Here is a 16373-nt window from a genome sequence, read left to right as displayed (position 1 = left end):
TGAATAGTGGTGCCCGGACTCGGGATCATTCAGTTATCTATTAAGTTGAAAATTAGCATAAATTTCATGCCTGCCTGTTGTCAAGACCCTTGGCTTGACCCGTATTTTCATCTGTAGATCAAAAAGATTTAACACGCGCGATAAAAAATGTCCGGTTCGTACCTTTGGTTCTATTCCGTCAAAGAATCTCTAAATCATTGTAGCCGTCAACTAATTTTGGCCACACGACCTGACTGTTCATGGAGCGGCCGTTCTGATTTATTTGGCGTTAAACCGCCGTTATTATACCCGTAGGACCGAAGCACGCTGTAGTACCCCGTGATACAACGGACTATCACTGACTGTGCTTCTGTAGGTACCTATTCACCAGGCCATCTCTTGATACGGGCGAGCTGGTGAATATTTTCGAACTGCCAATAGAGGGTGGGCGTGATGACGGTTTGTGCGTGCGCGAGGATGGCAAACTATTATAGAGCGGCTCAAGGCGTGAAGTGGCTACCATATAACGATGTAATAGCATACGGCGCGAATAATGGGGCGACAGAATGACACGCCGTTTTCAGCGCAGCATGTTATAGCTCCTGGAGAACGCAATTTCTTCCCGGTCGCAGAGCACTTGCCAGGCGTCGGCGGAGGGGGCGATAAACCCCCGAAGCCCCAGAGGCCGCAATAGCGTGGCATCTTGTTCTGTATTCAGCGACAGCAGCGCCGTTTGCAGCGCCATAATGGTCTGCGGGTCAACCCTGTCGCTTGCCACCAGTAAAGGCATCGGTGCGGGCGCGCTGCGCGCCAGGATACGCACATGGCGCGTTAATTCCGGTTCATACCGGTACAGCAGCGACCAGGCATAGCTATCCAGCGGGCCGACATCCGCTTCGCCCGCCGCCAGCGTTTCCAGCACGCGTCGTGGGGTCACCAGCGGCCCGACAAGCGTGCGATAAAGCGTTTTTCGCGACTCGCTAAGGTACGTCGACAGATGATAGCGTACCGCGTTATAGCCGGAGTGCGACTCAGGGTTGGTATACGCCAGCCGCCCGCCGAAGGTCTCTTCCAGCCTTTCGGCGGTAGACGACTTCGGCACCATAAACAGAGTACGGTAGTGCCCTGGTATTCCTTCTCCGGCGGCGTCTTCCGTAACCGGCACGGCCACGGGGCGTACCGGAAAGCGCCGCTGCGCGAAGGGCCAGCCACACATGAATACCGCCAGCAGATCGGAACGAGCCCACAGCCCTTCCAGCCTGGCCGGGGCAGGGTAGTCAAAAATCTCTGCCTTCAGCCCGGCGCGGCGTACTGCTTCGAGCAGGAGCCTTTTCCACCCCTCTGCGGCCGCCGGGGTGACCGAGTACATTCGCGCGTTAACGATCACCGGTAGCGTAGTTCCTGACCAATACCCAGCGTGCGAGCTTTTTCCAGCATCGCATGCCCCAGTGCAATATCGCTTAGCGACAGCCCGCGATGCCAGAAGAGGATAGTTTCGCCATCGTTTTCACGACCGGGTTTCGCCCCGGCGACAATTTCGCCCAGCTCGGCATGCAGGGTATGCTCGCTTAATTTTCCGGCCTCTACGTGGGCCCGTAGCGATCCAAACATGCCTCCTTTGCACTGTCCCCAATCGTCCACCACCAGCTTATCCATAATGTCGGTAAGCGACAGCTCCACGGCGCTCATGGTGCCGTAGGGCACGACAAAGGCGCCGGGTTTTATCCACTCTGTTTTTAACAGCGGCGTCGGTGCATCAAGACGCGAGGCTTCGACCACAATATCCGCGTCGCGCACGCAGCTTTCCCAGTCGTCCGTGACGATGACTTTTTTGCCGAGATCCTGCTCCAGACGGCGTGCAAAAGCGTCACGGCTTTCCGGGCGACGGGAATGAATGCGGATTTCATCAAAATCATAAATGCTGTTGAGCAGACGAACGTTCCAGTAAGCGGTGCCCCGTGCGCCGATATGCCCCAGCACCTTACTGTCGCGGCGGGCGAGGTGGCGAGCGCCCAGCGCGGTAAGCGCGCCGGTGCGCATATCGGTAATCGCCGACGCATCCAGAATGGCAACCGGCATGCCGGTGCGCGGATCGAAAAGGTTCAGCAGAGCCATTTCCGAGGGCAGCCCGAGCGTATAGTTATTGACATAATCGCCGACGATTTTCACCCCCGCGAGCCCCAGCGGCTCGATATAACCGCGCAGCACGTTGAAGTGGCCGTTAAACGCTTTATCGGGAATTAAATGCACGCGCGGTTCAATGACGGTTTTTTTCTGCCCCTGCGCCCTCAGCCCGTCCTCCACCGCCACGAGGATTTCCGCGTCCGTGAGCTGCAGTTGGTCAACGTCAGGGCCGTTTAGCCAGGTTAAATGGATGCTTTGAGTCATAAATTTCTCTCATAGGTCGTATGGTCCGCATTGGACCGCACGTGGTCGAAAAGCCGCTGGCGGGTTAATACGCCGACGGGTGAGCCGTATTCGGTGATGGTGATGCTGTCGGCGTGCCGGGAAAGCATCAGCGCCAGCGCGTCTTTCAGGGTGGCGTTCACGTCAAGCCGCTGCGGATGATTAGCGGTCAGAGACGTTTCCATCGCCTGGGCCACCGGGGTAATAGCAAGCAGTTTCAGCGCCGCATCGCTGCCGACGAAAGCCGCGACGAACTCATCTGCCGGAGCTGAGAGCACTTCGGCGGGCGGGGCGTACTGGCACAGTCGCCCTTCGCGCATAATGGCGATGCGATCGCCCATTTTGATAGCCTCATCAAGATCGTGAGTGACGATAATCACCGTCTTTTTCACGCGCTGCAGAATCTGCTTAAACTCGATCTGTAACCGCCCACGAACCAGGGGATCGATGGCGCCGAACGGTTCATCCATCAGCATGACGGGCGGATCGGCTGCCAGCGCGCGGGCAACGCCTACCCGCTGTCGCTGACCGCCGGAAAGCGCCGCAGGAAAGCGGCTGGCGTAGTGCCGGGCATCCAGTCCTACCAGCTCAAGCAAGGTTTCCACCCGTGCCTGAATGCGCGCGCTGCTCCAGCCCAGCAGGCGCGGCACCGTGGCGATGTTGTCCGCGACGGTCATATGCGGAAACAGCCCGACGTTCTGAATGACGTAGCCGATATGCCGACGCAGCATCACCGGATCTTCCGCTGCGACATCGCGCCCGTTTACCCAGACGCGCCCGGAGGTGGGCTGTTCCAGGCGGTTAATTAAGCGCATGGTGGTGGTTTTGCCGCAGCCGGAAGGGCCAATCAGGGCCGTGGTGGTTCCCTCTTCAAACGTCATGGAGAGATCGTCAAGCGCTTTACGCGGCGATCCGGGATGAATTTTGCTAATATTTTCCAGTTTAATCATTAGATTAGCCCTTTAAATAGGCCGATAAAACAGACGCTCCAGCAGGGCGAAAAGCGCTTCGATACCCACAGCGAGCAGAATAATTGGCACCGCACCGACTAACAGGCGCGACATGTCCATGATGGCAATGCCGGTGGTGACAAAATCACCCAGACCGCCGCCGCCGATAAATGACGCCAATGCCGCTCCGCCGACCACCTGTACGGCGGCGGTACGGCAGCCGGCGAGGATACCGGGGGCCGCCAAAGGCAGCACGATTCTGCCTGTTACCTGCCAGGACGTGAGCCCCATGCCGCGCGCCGCTGAGAGCGTATCCGGGTTAACGGACTGAATGCTGGTGCACGTGTTGAGCAAAATCGGCGGCACGGCCAGCACCACCAGCGCGACGACCGAGGGCAGCAGGCCAATGCCGAGAAACGGCATAACTGCCGCAAGGATCGCAAGGCTTGGGATCGTCCGCAGCGTGCTGGTGCCGCTGGTGATGATAAAGGCGAGGCGAGGGAGGTTTGCGATCAGCACTCCCGTCGGGATCGCAATAATCAGGGCGATGCTGAGCGCAAGCCCACACATAGTCAGATGCTGCCCCACCGCCTGCCAGAACAGCGGCTGGTTATCCAGCACCCATTGCCATGCCTGCGTTATCATTGGCTTCTCCCTTGTGAAATACGCCGCTGGAGCCGGACAAAAAACAGATCCGCGCCGATCGCCAGCAGTGACGTTAAGCCGCCGCCGATAAATATTTTCTCCGGATAGCGCTGATCCAGCCCGGCGAGGATAATCGAGCCAAGCCCACCGGCGTTGATATATGCCGCGACCGTAGCGATGCCGATAAGCGTGGTGGTGGCAATGCGCAGGCCGGTGATGATGAACGGTAGCGCCAGCGGCAGCTCCACTTCGCGCAGATTGCGCCAGGTGCCGTACCCCATTCCGCGCGCCGCTTCGCGGACGTCCAGCGGAACAGCGTGAAAACCGGCAGTAATATTGCGGGTGAGGATCATCAGCGCATAGGCCGTCAATCCGACGATAGCCGGCAGCATGCCGATACCGAGCCACGGAATGAGCAGGGCGAATAGCGCCAGCCCCGGAATGGAAAAAATCATGCTGGTTACCATCATCACCAGCGCGTACAGCCGCGGGCGGCGGGCGGTGGTAATGCCGAGAAACAGCGAAATAACGAACGCCATCAGCATCGCGGCGCCGACCAGTACCAGGTGCTGCCAGAGCGCCAGTAGAATGTCGTCGTAGTGTCGTGTCGCCCAGCGCATCAGGAGGTCTCCAGCAATACGGCCTGGCCTGCAAGCCATTCCGGCTGCATTATCGCGTCGGCCAGAACGGAAATGTCGCCAGCGCTGGCGCGGTCTTCATCCAGCGGCGCCACCCGGGCGCGAATGTTGTCATGTAGCGCCGCCGCATAGCGCCCGGGCTGAGGGGCCTCCTGAAGATCCAGCGCCTGCGCGGCCACCAACAGTTCAATTGCTACCAGATAGCGCAGGCTTTCCAGCAGTCGCGTGGTTTTGGCTACGATGCCCATTGCCTGCGAGGCATAATCTTCAACCCGATCGGCCACCGGTATTGTCAGTGGGGAGAGCGGCTGGGCATGGTGTGCGATGTCGCTGACCAGTGCGGAAACCGTTTTTTGCAGCGTGGCGAAACCTGTCTGTCCGGTGTGGCGGGTGAGAAAACGCGGCAGGCCGCTGGCGGCGGGCGACATCAGTTTCATGATGCGTTCACCGCTGCACGCGGCATGGCGGGCGAGGGCCAGCCCGAGGCTTTCCAGCGCCAGCGCCAGATGCGTGACGTCAAAATTGGCATTTGCCAGCACCAGTTCCGGCTCTGCCAGCAGGCCGGGGTTGTCGTCGGCGCTGTTGAGCTCCAGTTCGACCGCCGCGCGCGCATTTAGCCAGGCGTGGCGCACGCAGGCCAGCACCGGTGCGACGCAGCGGAAGCTGAGCGGGTCCTGCAAGGTGCGTGCGCCGTCGGGCTGGAGCAGCGGGCTGCCGTCCAGCAGCGACAGCAGCCAGGCGGCGGTTTCTGCCTGCTGCGGCGCAGGGCGCATTCGCGCCGCCCAGGGAGTTAGCGGCGTGACGTTGGCGCGAAACGCTTCAAACGAGAGCGCTATGGCACCCGCGTGAGCGTTGATTAACCGGGCTATATCCAGCAGAAGCAGCGCACCGAGGCCGACGCTTGCGGCATTGGATGAGACCAGCGCCAGCCCGTCTTTTCCGCGCAGCGGTGCAGGCGCCACTCCAGTCTGGTGCAGCAACGTGGAGACCGGTGCCACCGAGCCCCGATATTCGGCCTCGCCATCGGCAACGAGCGCACGGCCGATATGCGCCAGCGGCGCGAGATCCGCTTCGCCGATCGAACCGATAAGCGGAACGCGGGGATGAATGCCTTCGTTGAGAAAGGCCAGCAACGTCTGCACCACGGGCAAAGAAATGCCCGATGCGCCCTGTGCCAGGCCCGCAAGACGCGCCAGCATTATCGCGCGGACCTGCGCAGGCGTTGCCTGCTGCCCTACGCCGACCGCCCGCGCCAGCGGGATTCGCCGCTGAATTGCCTGTAGCAGATCCTCATCGTGGCGGCCATCCTGCGCGTGCAGTAGCGTGGTATCGACATTTGCGCCGAGTCCGGTGGTGACGCCATAGATACGCTTTCCGGCGCTGATGCTGTGCATCAGAAAATCAAAAGATGCGCTAATGGCCTGCTGCGCCTGCGTTCCTAGCGCGACAGTCTGGCCGCAGTCGGCGACCGCCCGCACGTCTTCAAGCGTGAGCGGTGCATCACCCAGCATAAGTGTCGTTGTCACGAGCGTACCCTATTTGATTAGGCCCTTTTTGCGCAAAAAGTCTTCCGCCACGTCGCGCGGTTCTTCTTTATTCTTTTCCACTTCCGCATTCAGTTTTTGCATGGTGGCGTTATCAAGCAGCTGGCTGACGTTATTTAAAATATCGCGAACCTGGGGATGCGCCTGCAGCGCCGCGTCGCGCACAACTGGCGCAACTTCGTAAGGAGGGAAGAGGTGTTTGTCATCGTCAAGCGCAACGTACTGGTTTTCAGCGATTTGCCAGTCGGTGGCAAAGCCGTTTGCTACGTCGATTTGTCCGGCTGCAAGGGCGTCGTAACGCAGGCCGACTTTGGCAAACTGGCGGAAGGCTTTAAATTTAATGCCATAGGTTTGCTCCAGCCCTTTCAGGCCGTCCTGGCGATCGCCAAACTCCGCGCCTGCCCCAATAGTCAGTTGCGGAGCGGCTTTAGCGAGATCGGAGAGCGTTTTCAGGTGGTATTTTTCTGCCGTCTGTTTGCTAATCAGCAGCGCGTAGCCGTTGTTCACGCGGGCAGGCTGTAGCCAGGTAAGATGGTATTGCTGCTGGTAGGCGTCGCTGACCTGTTTAAATACCTGTGCGGCGTCGGAGGAGGGCGTGCCTTTCACCACCGCGCTGAGCGCCGTACCGGTATATTCCGGATACATATCAATTTCGCCTTTCAGCAGAGCAGCGTGGGCGATTAAGGTTCCGCCCAGGTTTGTTTTACGCTCAACGGAGAGGCCCGACTGCTCCAGCGCTCGGGCATAAATTTCCGCCAGGATATATTGTTCGGTAAAGTTTTTACTGCCAACAACGAAATCTGCTGCCTGCGCCTGCACGGTAATCAGTCCCAGCGCCAGCCAGGATGCTGCCAGTTTGTTTTTTATGTTCATCCCCGGTATCTCCGAAAAAAAAAGCATGAATTTACTTGTATATACAAACCAGCGAAGCTAGCAGCATAAGGATGAGGGATGAAATAGAAATTCATTCTTTCTTATAACGAAAATGGCAAAGCATGCTCTGTTGATTCTCGCCCCGCTAAATAAACAGTCCAGATAGGAGTTTCAGGCAGATGAGAATTGTATCGGCGTGGGCTTTCGCCAGCATGGTTTGAGGATAGGAGCCAAAGGCCAGACGGCTTTCTTTACCACCGAGGCGATAACGGAAATACCATCGCTTCGTGCCGCTGGTCAATACTGTGAAGTACAGGCCTTGCGAGTCAGTGAGTTGGTATGATTTTACGAGAGGTTTTGCTGAGCGGATCTTGCTGTCAGTTAACATGCGAGGGGCATTTCAGTTGTCGATCGGAGAGACTTTTTACGCCAGCCTGTTGAATCAAAAAAATAGGAATTCATAGAAGTGCAAATGCTGGTCTGATACCACATTCAGCGCCACTGTCCAGTGGTGCAATCATTTCGTTGCAGCCCTGTCCCAAAATCCCCTGTTTTCAGAACGCCAGAGGTTCAACAGCTGCGTTTATATTCTTTATAGATATAATTCATATCATTTCAGTCATTTCCAATAGTTTCCTTCCTGCTTAATATCATTTGGGAATTAGTTCTATCAATAATCCACATATAATAATCAATTTAATTAATCAATATATTTGCCTGATGTGACGGCAGAAAACAGGCTGGAGATGGATGATAGTTTTACGCAACGTTTCTAAAATATTCAATGTCCGTTCCGGTCAGGTTACCGCCGTTGACAACGTCAGTATGCAGGTTGAACAGGGCCAGATTTACGGGATTATCGGCTACAGCGGTGCGGGGAAAAGTACCCTAATCCGCTTGTTGAACGGCCTGGAAAAAACCACTTCCGGCTGTGTGATGATTAGCGGCCAGGATATTGCTCAGGCCAGCGGCGAAGCGCTGCGCCGGGCACGGCTAAAAATCAGCATGGTGTTCCAGCATTTTAATTTGCTTTGGTCGCGTACCGTCAGTGAAAACATCGCCTTCTCGTTGCAAATTGCCGGGGCACCAAAGGCGATGATCCAGCGCCGGGTGCAGGAGCTAATTGAACTGGTCGGCCTGAGCGGTAAAGAACGTGCTTATCCCTCCCAGTTGAGCGGCGGTCAGAAGCAGCGAGTGGGGATTGCCCGTGCGCTGGCCAACAGCCCGGATGTGCTGCTGTGCGACGAGGCTACCTCGGCGCTTGACCCTCAGACTACCGACGCGATCCTCGATCTGCTGCTGGATATCAACCGCAAGTTGAAGCTGACCATTGTGCTGATCACTCACGAGATGCATGTGGTACGCAAAATCTGTCATCGCGTGGCGGTGATGGAAGCGGGCCGCATTGTGGAAGAGGGCGAGGTATTGTCGGTCTTTACCCACCCGCAGCAGCCAATCACACGCCAGTTCGTGAAACAGACCGCCGTATACAGCAGCGCCGATACGCCTTTTAATGCCGACCTGGTGGATGCCGGGGCGGGATCTGTGCTGAAACTGACCTTCGTTGGGCAGAACACTCAGCAGCCGATCGTCGGTGAGTTGATACTGAAGTACGCCCTGCCATTTAATATTTTGCACGGAAAGATGATGCAAACTGCCAACGGCACCTTTGGTGAGCTGTGGCTGCAGGTTCCTGCCTCTGGCACGCAGCTGGAAAGCATTCTGGCCGATCTGCACGCCCATGAAATTTCAACCGAGGTGGTAAAGCATGTTTGAGTCTCTGTTCCCGCATTTGAAAGTTGACCAGCTGTGGGCTGCCACCGGTGAAACGCTGTATATGACTGCACTTTCCGGGTTGGCGACCTTTGTGCTTGGCATCCTGTTTGGGCTGGCGCTGTTTCTGACTGCGCGCGGTGGCCTGTTCCAGAACCGCGCCATCTACGGCGTGATTTCCATTCTGGTAAATGTGTTCCGCTCCATTCCTTTCATTATTTTGATTGTTTTGCTGATCCCGTTTACCAAAACGCTGATTGGCACCATCCTCGGCGCAAACGCAGCGCTGCCCGCACTGATTGTAGGCGCGGCACCGTTCTATGCCCGTCTGGTGGAGATTGGCCTGCGCGAAGTGGATAAAGGCGTGATTGAAGCGTCGCGCTCAATGGGCGCGCGGTTGAGTACGCTGATTTTCCGCGTGCTGTTGCCGGAGTCTTCGCCCGCCCTGGTTTCCGGTATTACCGTGACGCTGATTGCGCTGGTGAGCTACAGCGCGATGGCAGGCGTCATTGGCGCAGGTGGCCTGGGTAATCTGGCATATCTTGAGGGTTTTCAACGTAACCACGGCGATGTAACTCTGGTAGCGACGGTAATGATTCTGGTGATTGTTTTTGTCATCCAGTTTTTAGGTGATGTTCTGACCACATGGCTCGATAAACGTTAACTTTTAGGAAAATCCAAATGAAAAAAACACTGACGCTGCTGGCTGCAGCAACCCTGGGTGCCATGAGCCTGAGCGCATGGGCGGACACGTTGACCGTTGGCGCATCCAACGTACCGCACGCTGAAATTCTGGAGCAGGCGAAGCCAATTTTGGCGAAGCAGGGTATCGATCTGGAGATCAAACCGTTCCAGGATTACATCCTGCCGAACACTGCGCTGGCGAGCCGTGATATAGATGCTAACTATTTCCAGCATGTTCCGTATCTGAACAGCGTACTGAAAGATCACGCGGGCGATAAGACCTATGATTTTGTCAGCGCGGGCGCAATTCATATCGAGCCAATCGGTATCTATTCCAGGAAGTTTAAGTCACTGAAAGACTTGCCGGAGAACGGCAAAGTGATTATGCGTGATGCGGTGGCGGAAGAGGGGCGTATTCTGTCTATCTTTGAGAAAGAGGGCGTGATTAAGCTGAAGCCAGGCGTGAGCAAGATCGATGCGCGCATTACCGACATCGTTGAAAACCCGAAGCACCTGAAGTTCCTGCCTAACGTTGAGGGCGCGTTGCTGCCGCAGATGTATAACAATGATGAAGGCGATGCGGTGGTGATTAACGCCAACTATGCGATTGATGCGGGCCTGAACCCAGTTAAAGATCCTATCGCGGTAGAGAGCGGTGAGAATAACCCGTATGCTAATATTATTACCGTACATCGCGGTGATGAGAATAAGCCGGATATTAAAGCGCTGGTGACCGTGCTGCACTCGAAAGAGATTCAGGATTGGATCCGCACTAAGTATAAAGGCGCGGTGATCCCTGTCAGTAACTGAGTTTTTTACCGTTTGAGGTTCCGGGCTGGGGAAACTGAAATAGCGTGGAAAAGCCGGCCCTGCGAGCCTGTACATAAGATTGTGTCATTGCCTGATTTTGATAGGTTCAATCCACCATCAAAAACAGGTTGTGTTATGGACAAAAACAGTTGCAGGCTCTGGCTAACGAACTGGCCAAAAATCTCAAAATCCATGAAGATCTCAGCCAGTTCGATCTCCTCATGAAGAAAATCGGCGTTGAGGCGGCTCTCAACGCCGAAATGTGCCACCTCCGGGCTACGATAAATATCAGCCCACATCGGGGGGCTAATGCCCGTAACTCGTCGCCACGTTCTGAGCGGCGGTCATCTGCATATACTCCCCGTTGGTGAACACCACCCCTTCCGGGCCGCAGCGACGGAAGGCATGGGGATCGGGCTTCTGCCTCCCTTTGTCGTGGCACGGGAACTGACGAAGGCAAGCTGGTTGAAGTTTTGCCGGGAATAAGTGCGGCAGAGATCGCCGTCCATGTGATATATCCCAGCCGCAGACATCTACCAGCGCGTGTTCGAACATTTATTGATGAGTTGCGAAGATATCTGAACAGTGACTGCTCCCCGCCATAAACGGCGAGGAGCAGTCACACCGTTACAGTTTGCTGCTTAACGGCCCTTCCCGCTACAGGTATGGATACCCTGGTCATCGAAGGGCTCAAGGCGCTAAAGATCAGAAATCGTAACCCACGGTGGCAACGATGGCGCGTTCTGCTCCCCAGTAGCAATATCCGGTACCATAGCAGGCCGCCACATATTTACGGTCGGTCAAGTTATTGGCATTCAGCTGTAGCCAGGCGCCTTTCAGGCTACTGTTCCAGGCGCCGAGATTGGCGCGTACGGAAGCATCCACGAGCGTCACAGATGTTAAACGGGTACTGTTTTCGTTATCAGCCCACTGCTTACCGATGTAGCGCACGCCAGCGCCGGCGGACAAACCGTAGTCAAACTGGTAGTAACCCCAGGCTGAAGCCATGGAATTGGGGGACAGGTATGGCGTGTGTCCATCGTTGCCGTCAACCGTGTCTTTAAAACGTACCCGGCTCAAGGTATAACTGGCGATGACGCTTAAATTTGACGTCAGTTGGTTATGTGCTTCCAACTCAATCCCTTGCGAATGAACTTTCCCGACCGGCTCGTAGTAAGCCTCGCGTACGATGCGGTTGCCCACGTCTTTCTGAGTCAGGTCGTATATCGCAATACTGTAGAGATCCCTGGTGCCGACCGGTTGGTATTTCACCCCGGCTTCATATTGTTCTGCGGTGGTGGGCTTCAGGATGTTGCCGTCCTGTCCGGAGAGCGACTGTGGCGTAATGGCCTGGCTATAGCTGACGTAGGGTGAAATACCGTGATCGAACGCGTAAAGCAATGAGGCGCGGCCACCGACATGGTCGTCCTGACGGCGGTGTTTTACGCCGGTGGCGTAGGTATCGGTCTGTGACACAATGCGATCATAGCGACCTGAAAGATCCAGATGCCAGCGGTTCCACTCCATTTCATCCTGCAGGTATACCCCCGTTTGAGAGTAGCGCCGCTGACTGCCATAGAAGTCATAATTATAGCGGGGGCCCACCGCTTCACCGGTACGGGCGTTCAACTGATTGGCGTAGCCGCTTGCGTCTCTGAGGTTGTTTTTATACTGATGGTATTCTGTGCCGAGCACGACTTTATGCTGAAGCTCGCCAGTGTTGAAGTCCGCCTCCAGTTGGTTATCGATCGCCCAGGCGTTCAGAGACGATCGCGAGCCGGAGTAGTAGCGATTTAACAAGTCCGAATTGCTGGAATCCCAGCCTATCTGATACACCTGATCGAGATCGACATTAGAGTGGGAATAGCTGGCATTAGTGCGGAATGCCCAGGTTTCGTTAAAGCTATGCGAAAACGCCAGGCTGTAGATCTGCTGACGGCGTTTGAACTGATCGAGCTTACTGTCGCCATCATAGAAACCATTGCTCAGTTTATAGCCGTTATGTTCGGTAATGCTGCCTTCGCCCGGTACCGCGCTGTGGTAGCCCCCGGATGGATCTTTTGCCAGATAGGCTCGCAGCAGTAACGAGGTGTCTGCGTTGGGTTGCCAGAGCAGCGACGGCGAAATCGCGTATTTTTCTTCACGCGTGTGCTGGTACTGCGTATCGCTGGAACGCGTCAGGCCAGTCAGGCGAAACGCCAGCTGATCGTTAATCGCGTTGGTGTAATCAAAAGCAGCCCCTTTCGTGTTATTGCTGCCGCCCATCAGGCGGATATGGCCCTGCTCCGTGAACAGCGGATTTTTTGAGGTTTCCATCACCAGACCTCCCGGTACGGTCTGGCCATACAGTGCGGAGGAGGGCCCTTTAATCACGTCGATACGTTCGAGGAACCAGGGGTCGACTTGTAATACGTTATAACTACCTGCATCGCTCATCAGCCGTAGGCCATCGAGGAATACGTTGTCGACGTCGCTACCGTGGAATCCTCGCAGAGATACTGTGTCATAGCGCGTTGCCGCTCCGGCAAAGTTGGTGAAAGCTCCGGCGGTGTAGTTCAGCGCTTCATTGACCGTTAAAGCGCCTTGATCTTCCATCTGCTGACGGGTAATGACTGAAATCGACTGCCCGGTGGTGATCAACGGTTTGTCTGTTTTGGTCGCTCCTTTACTGCTGGTAACCGTGTAGCCGCTGGTTGGTGCATCCGAAGCGTCCGCCGCAGAGCCGGTAACCGTCATGCTATCTTCGGCAAAGCCGCAGGAGGGAAAGGTGGCTGCCAGACCACACAAAAGAACAGAGCGTTTCAGCGTAAAGGCGATTCCCATTATTAAATCCTCATTATTTAAAGCACAGGAAACGCCATTATCACTGCGCCATGCCATTCTCCGGCTATGCGCGGCGATGAGTTATGTATGAGCAACAACAAAAGAGAGTTAACTATTGCGTACCGCGCTTGGCGCGATACCGTAGCGGCGGCGAAAAGCAGTGGCAAAATTCGTGGCGTGTTGATAGCCGGACATCCACGCCGCCTGCTGGACGCTGTAACCCTGTTGTAGATGCTGATACGCCAGCGCCAGCCGACGGTCACGCAGGTAATCGAACACTGAGTCGCCATACGCCTGACGGAACTTAGCGCTGAGGCTACTGGGGCTCATTGCCGCATTGCGCGCCAGCTCGTACAGCGTATGCTCCTGTTGCGGCTGCTGCTCCAGTCGCTGACGTACGCCTTCAAGCCGTCTCCACTCGCCGGGAGGGAACAGTGGCGATACCGGGCATTCCGCCATCATTGCATGCCCCAGAACCTGCATTGCCACCCCGTCCAACAGCAACTGGCGTGTTATAAGCGGGGAGCTGCACGCCAGGGCCGCATGGATGCCGGCCAGTAAATACTCCGGCACGGACCATAGACAGCAAGGATATTTCATCTGCCCCCATTCGGATAACAGATCGGCCATTGCTGGCGATAGCTGCAGGGTCTCAGGAGAGAATCCCAGCACCATCGTCTTCAATTGCGCATCCGCCTGATGACTAACGTTCATCACCCATTGCTCGCCTAGTCGGGTGGTTAGCGCCATCCCTGGACGCACGATAAAATACCGCTTGTCCAGCCGGATACGTAAGCAACCCTCCAGAACGATCAGCGAGCACATCGGTGAACTACGCAGCGAAGTGGATTCATACGGCTGCATAACCTGCACGTGGGAATGGGTGAGTTGAATACCTGATGGCAGCAACGTCTCTTCAACGCTCCCTCGTACGACAGTGTGCCGATCTTTATCACAACTGTTGCGCGACGAAAGCGTCGGGAAACGGTAGTCGATTCCATAACGTTCGCCAAAATCTAAGAAGTCTTCAACTAAAAATGATTGCGGCGACGGCGTGGCGGCGTGGTGGTTGGTCATATTCGTCACAGGAAATCAGGAAACGATGGTGAAGTATTATCAGACCAAAGAGATATAACGAACAAGAGGAAACGATAATTATTCTCACTTATGTCGGCGATTCTTTTGAGTCGCCACGGGTTTAACAGACGCCTCAGAGTCATTTATGGACTTGATCTCCTCCCTGAAAACAGTGCCAGTCTAAACTGAAGTATCCGGTCTTTCGTCCTGCTCACAGAGAGGCTTATTGCCATGATTTTGTTAGCGACCGCCACGGTCGTTTTATTAAATCCGCGCCGTTCCTTATCAATGTATGGATGTGGTTTTACATGACCTTCCGACTTCTAAATTTTATTGTCCGGGCGGTCACAGCTCACTTCTCTCATTCGTCATCTTTATGTGCTAACTACATAAATGAGGAATTGAAATGTCGACACCTTTAATGAATACCGCCCCGGTAAATCACTCGCAAACAATTGCCAATGTTTTCTCCGCCCTGCTGAAAGTGCATGGCAGTATCGACTCGCACGGTCTGGAACGTAAGATCTACCATCTCGTGTTGTTGTGTGCTTCGCAAATCAACGGCTGCGGCTACTGTGTCAAAATGCATACCAAAGAGGCTCGCGAGGACGGTGAAACCGATGCTCGTCTGGACAGCGTGATAGTATGGAGGCATGTCGATGATTTCACGTCTCGCGAACGGGCGGCGTTAGCCTGGACGGAGGCGCTAACGCGGCTTGAACGTCACACCGATTATGGCCCTCTGCGCGCGGAGTTGCGTGAGCACTTTTCTGAGGAGGAAATTAGTGCGCTGACCGCCAATATCACTATGATAAATCTCTGGAATAGAATCCATATTTCCGGCCATTAATATGCAAGACGAAAAGTACGCAGATCTGTTCGAATCCAGAAGGCCGTTTCTGAACGGCCTCGCCTATCGCATTTTAGGCTCTTTGGCCGATGCGGAAGATGCTGTGCAAGACACCTTTATTAAGTGGCTGCATGCGGATCGACGCCCAATCCTGAATCCAGCTGCCTGGCTGACTACGGTCTGTACTCGTCGCTGTCTTGATCTGCTGCGCGGCGCGCAGCAGGCTCGCACTGACTATATCGGCGTCTGGCTTCCGGAACCTCTTCAGACAATGGCCGTTGAAACATCCGAGCAGCAAATGCTGGAACTTTCATCATCGCTATCAATGGCCTTTATGCTACTGCTCGAAAGGCTTACGCCCCGCGAACGCGCGGCGTATTTGCTTCATGATATCTTTGACCTCCCCTACGCAGATCTTGCCATAACTCTGGACGCAGAAGAGGCAACCTGTCGTAAACTGGTGTCACGCGCGCGGGAAAAAGTTGGCCACTCGCAGGTACGTAGCGTTATTCCAGAGGAACGGCAGGAAACGTTGCTTGCCTCTTTCAAAGCCGCGGTGGAAACCGGGAATATCAAACCGCTTTCTGCTCTGCTGTCAGAAGATATTACGCTCAGCGCGGATGGCGGCGGCAAAGTTTCCGCCAATCCGACACCGATTATCGGCAAAATCGACGTTCTTGAGTTCATCGGCGGTAAACTGTCTGTATTTTGGCGAACCTATGAATGGCGACCCGCGCGCATCAACGGCCTGCAAGGCGTTTTGCTCTTTGACCAAAACCATATCGCAGCGGCAGTCAGTTTTGCTCTTGATATCGATGGTCATCTTGCGCAGATATTTATTGTACGCAACCCGGACAAGCTTTCACGACTCGGACGTTTATGGGAAATACCCCTGCGCTAAAAATGCGATATTCCAGTCACTGGATAAAACACAACGGGTTTCGTGACGGCCCCGAAGGGGAGAGCCGCTGGTGGCGAATAATCGAATGCAGTTCGCTGGAGAGTCCGACCGCAGAAAATCAAAAAACCGCCTTGTGGGCGGATTCTCTGAATAGTGGTGCCCGGACTCGGGAACATTCAGCTTTTTATTAAGTTGAGATATGACATAAATTATAATCGAGATTGCTGTCAAGACCCATGGTTTGACCCGTATTTTATATGTAGATAAAAATGATGACCCTGATTTCGGATATGATCCAGTCATAATCAGTAACAACTGGCTTCAGTCCTGCTGTATATTTTAGCAATCGGTGGATTTCTCAGCGAATTCACACGGAGTTATCCATCCCAGTGCAGAATGAGACATCTCTGGTTATAGTAT

The 16373-nt window shown here is 55.1% G+C and carries 14 protein-coding genes and 2 pseudogenes; 6 read left to right on the top strand and 10 right to left on the bottom strand.

Annotated elements, in window-relative coordinates; all coding sequences use genetic code 11:
• Positions 1 to 559: 559 nt before the first annotated feature.
• The 8 genes and pseudogenes from AC1M2H_RS25460 to AC1M2H_RS25425 all read right to left on the bottom strand — a co-directional run.
• Positions 560 to 1366: a phosphate/phosphite/phosphonate ABC transporter substrate-binding protein gene (locus AC1M2H_RS25460; RefSeq protein ID WP_480149534.1), complete on the bottom strand. Its 807-nt coding sequence runs from the start codon at positions 1364 to 1366 to the stop codon at positions 560 to 562.
• Positions 1363 to 2367, bottom strand: a complete 1005-nt coding sequence (locus AC1M2H_RS25455; protein WP_480149533.1) for an ornithine cyclodeaminase family protein — start codon at positions 2365 to 2367, stop codon at positions 1363 to 1365. The genes AC1M2H_RS25460 and AC1M2H_RS25455 overlap by 4 nt, the downstream gene beginning before the upstream one ends.
• Complete coding sequence (locus tag AC1M2H_RS25450; RefSeq protein ID WP_480149532.1) at positions 2364 to 3335, bottom strand: ABC transporter ATP-binding protein; 972 nt, start codon at positions 3333 to 3335, stop codon at positions 2364 to 2366. Before AC1M2H_RS25450 ends, AC1M2H_RS25455 begins: the two co-directional genes overlap by 4 nt.
• 12 nt (positions 3336 to 3347) lie before the next feature.
• Complete coding sequence (locus AC1M2H_RS25445) at positions 3348 to 3980, bottom strand: ABC transporter permease (protein ID WP_045856955.1); 633 nt, start codon at positions 3978 to 3980, stop codon at positions 3348 to 3350.
• Positions 3977 to 4600, bottom strand: a complete 624-nt coding sequence (locus tag AC1M2H_RS25440) for an ABC transporter permease (protein WP_480149531.1) — start codon at positions 4598 to 4600, stop codon at positions 3977 to 3979. Before AC1M2H_RS25440 ends, AC1M2H_RS25445 begins: the two co-directional genes overlap by 4 nt.
• Positions 4600 to 6144, bottom strand: a complete 1545-nt coding sequence (locus tag AC1M2H_RS25435) for an HAL/PAL/TAL family ammonia-lyase (RefSeq protein WP_480149530.1) — start codon at positions 6142 to 6144, stop codon at positions 4600 to 4602. The genes AC1M2H_RS25440 and AC1M2H_RS25435 overlap by 1 nt, the downstream gene beginning before the upstream one ends.
• A gap of 9 nt (positions 6145 to 6153) precedes the next feature.
• The gene (locus AC1M2H_RS25430) at positions 6154 to 7035 is read right to left on the bottom strand and encodes a glycine betaine ABC transporter substrate-binding protein (protein ID WP_480149529.1); all 882 of its coding nucleotides are present in this window, start codon (positions 7033 to 7035) and stop codon (positions 6154 to 6156) included.
• A gap of 199 nt (positions 7036 to 7234) precedes the next feature.
• A pseudogene (locus tag AC1M2H_RS25425) lies at positions 7235 to 7423 on the bottom strand (Arm DNA-binding domain-containing protein); the annotation flags it as partial.
• A gap of 362 nt (positions 7424 to 7785) precedes the next feature.
• Between AC1M2H_RS25425 and AC1M2H_RS25420 the strand changes: the two are divergent.
• The 4 genes and pseudogenes from AC1M2H_RS25420 to AC1M2H_RS25405 form a co-directional block, all read left to right on the top strand.
• Positions 7786 to 8811 carry a methionine ABC transporter ATP-binding protein gene (locus AC1M2H_RS25420; protein ID WP_480149528.1) on the top strand — a complete coding sequence of 342 codons (1026 nt, stop codon included), beginning with the start codon at positions 7786 to 7788 and terminating at the stop codon, positions 8809 to 8811.
• Complete coding sequence (locus AC1M2H_RS25415; protein WP_045856968.1) at positions 8804 to 9472, top strand: methionine ABC transporter permease; 669 nt, start codon at positions 8804 to 8806, stop codon at positions 9470 to 9472. Before AC1M2H_RS25420 ends, AC1M2H_RS25415 begins: the two co-directional genes overlap by 8 nt.
• A 17-nt stretch (positions 9473 to 9489) precedes the next feature.
• Positions 9490 to 10302: a MetQ/NlpA family ABC transporter substrate-binding protein gene (locus AC1M2H_RS25410; protein ID WP_045856970.1), complete on the top strand. Its 813-nt coding sequence runs from the start codon at positions 9490 to 9492 to the stop codon at positions 10300 to 10302.
• Between the two features lie 128 nt (positions 10303 to 10430).
• Positions 10431 to 10622, top strand: a pseudogene (locus tag AC1M2H_RS25405) (hypothetical protein); the annotation flags it as partial.
• Positions 10623 to 11007: 385 nt separating this feature from the next.
• Here AC1M2H_RS25405 and AC1M2H_RS25400 read toward each other — a convergent pair.
• The gene (locus tag AC1M2H_RS25400) at positions 11008 to 13038 is read right to left on the bottom strand and encodes a TonB-dependent siderophore receptor (protein ID WP_480152034.1); all 2031 of its coding nucleotides are present in this window, start codon (positions 13036 to 13038) and stop codon (positions 11008 to 11010) included.
• A gap of 195 nt (positions 13039 to 13233) precedes the next feature.
• Positions 13234 to 14202 carry a helix-turn-helix transcriptional regulator gene (locus tag AC1M2H_RS25395; RefSeq protein WP_480149527.1) on the bottom strand — a complete coding sequence of 323 codons (969 nt, stop codon included), beginning with the start codon at positions 14200 to 14202 and terminating at the stop codon, positions 13234 to 13236.
• A 406-nt stretch (positions 14203 to 14608) separates the two neighbouring features.
• Here AC1M2H_RS25395 and AC1M2H_RS25390 point away from each other — a divergent pair, with 406 nt between their 5' ends.
• Together AC1M2H_RS25390 and sigJ are read left to right on the top strand one after the other, a co-directional pair.
• Entirely contained in the window at positions 14609 to 15052 is a 444-nt protein-coding gene (locus AC1M2H_RS25390; RefSeq protein WP_480149526.1) for a carboxymuconolactone decarboxylase family protein, read from the top strand.
• A gap of 1 nt (position 15053) precedes the next feature.
• Positions 15054 to 15953 (top strand): RNA polymerase sigma factor SigJ, encoded by a 900-nt coding sequence (sigJ, locus tag AC1M2H_RS25385; RefSeq protein WP_480149525.1) that lies wholly within the window; start codon positions 15054 to 15056, stop codon positions 15951 to 15953.
• Positions 15954 to 16373 lie beyond the last annotated feature (420 nt).

Source organism: Klebsiella sp. F11, assembly GCF_056712265.1.
The sequence above is the reverse complement of the archived record's forward strand: the minus strand, read 5'-3'. Positions and strand labels throughout refer to the sequence as shown.

What these genes read in the sequence shown, in the direction of transcription:
- AC1M2H_RS25455 (WP_480149533.1), bottom strand. Translation starts at nt 2,367, where the DNA reads ATGACTCAAAGCATCCATTTAACCTGGCTAAACGGCCCTGACGTTGAC.
- AC1M2H_RS25450 (WP_480149532.1), bottom strand. Translation starts at nt 3,335, where the DNA reads ATGATTAAACTGGAAAATATTAGCAAAATTCATCCCGGATCGCCGCGT.
- AC1M2H_RS25445 (WP_045856955.1), bottom strand. Translation starts at nt 3,980, where the DNA reads ATGATAACGCAGGCATGGCAATGGGTGCTGGATAACCAGCCGCTGTTC.
- AC1M2H_RS25440 (WP_480149531.1), bottom strand. Translation starts at nt 4,600, where the DNA reads ATGCGCTGGGCGACACGACACTACGACGACATTCTACTGGCGCTCTGG.
- AC1M2H_RS25430 (WP_480149529.1), bottom strand. Translation starts at nt 7,035, where the DNA reads ATGAACATAAAAAACAAACTGGCAGCATCCTGGCTGGCGCTGGGACTG.
- AC1M2H_RS25420 (WP_480149528.1), top strand. Translation starts at nt 7,786, where the DNA reads ATGATAGTTTTACGCAACGTTTCTAAAATATTCAATGTCCGTTCCGGT.
- AC1M2H_RS25415 (WP_045856968.1), top strand. Translation starts at nt 8,804, where the DNA reads ATGTTTGAGTCTCTGTTCCCGCATTTGAAAGTTGACCAGCTGTGGGCT.
- AC1M2H_RS25410 (WP_045856970.1), top strand. Translation starts at nt 9,490, where the DNA reads ATGAAAAAAACACTGACGCTGCTGGCTGCAGCAACCCTGGGTGCCATG.
- AC1M2H_RS25400 (WP_480152034.1), bottom strand. Translation starts at nt 13,038, where the DNA reads ATGACGGTTACCGGCTCTGCGGCGGACGCTTCGGATGCACCAACCAGC.
- AC1M2H_RS25395 (WP_480149527.1), bottom strand. Translation starts at nt 14,202, where the DNA reads ATGACCAACCACCACGCCGCCACGCCGTCGCCGCAATCATTTTTAGTT.
- AC1M2H_RS25390 (WP_480149526.1), top strand. Translation starts at nt 14,609, where the DNA reads ATGTCGACACCTTTAATGAATACCGCCCCGGTAAATCACTCGCAAACA.
- sigJ (WP_480149525.1), top strand. Translation starts at nt 15,054, where the DNA reads ATGCAAGACGAAAAGTACGCAGATCTGTTCGAATCCAGAAGGCCGTTT.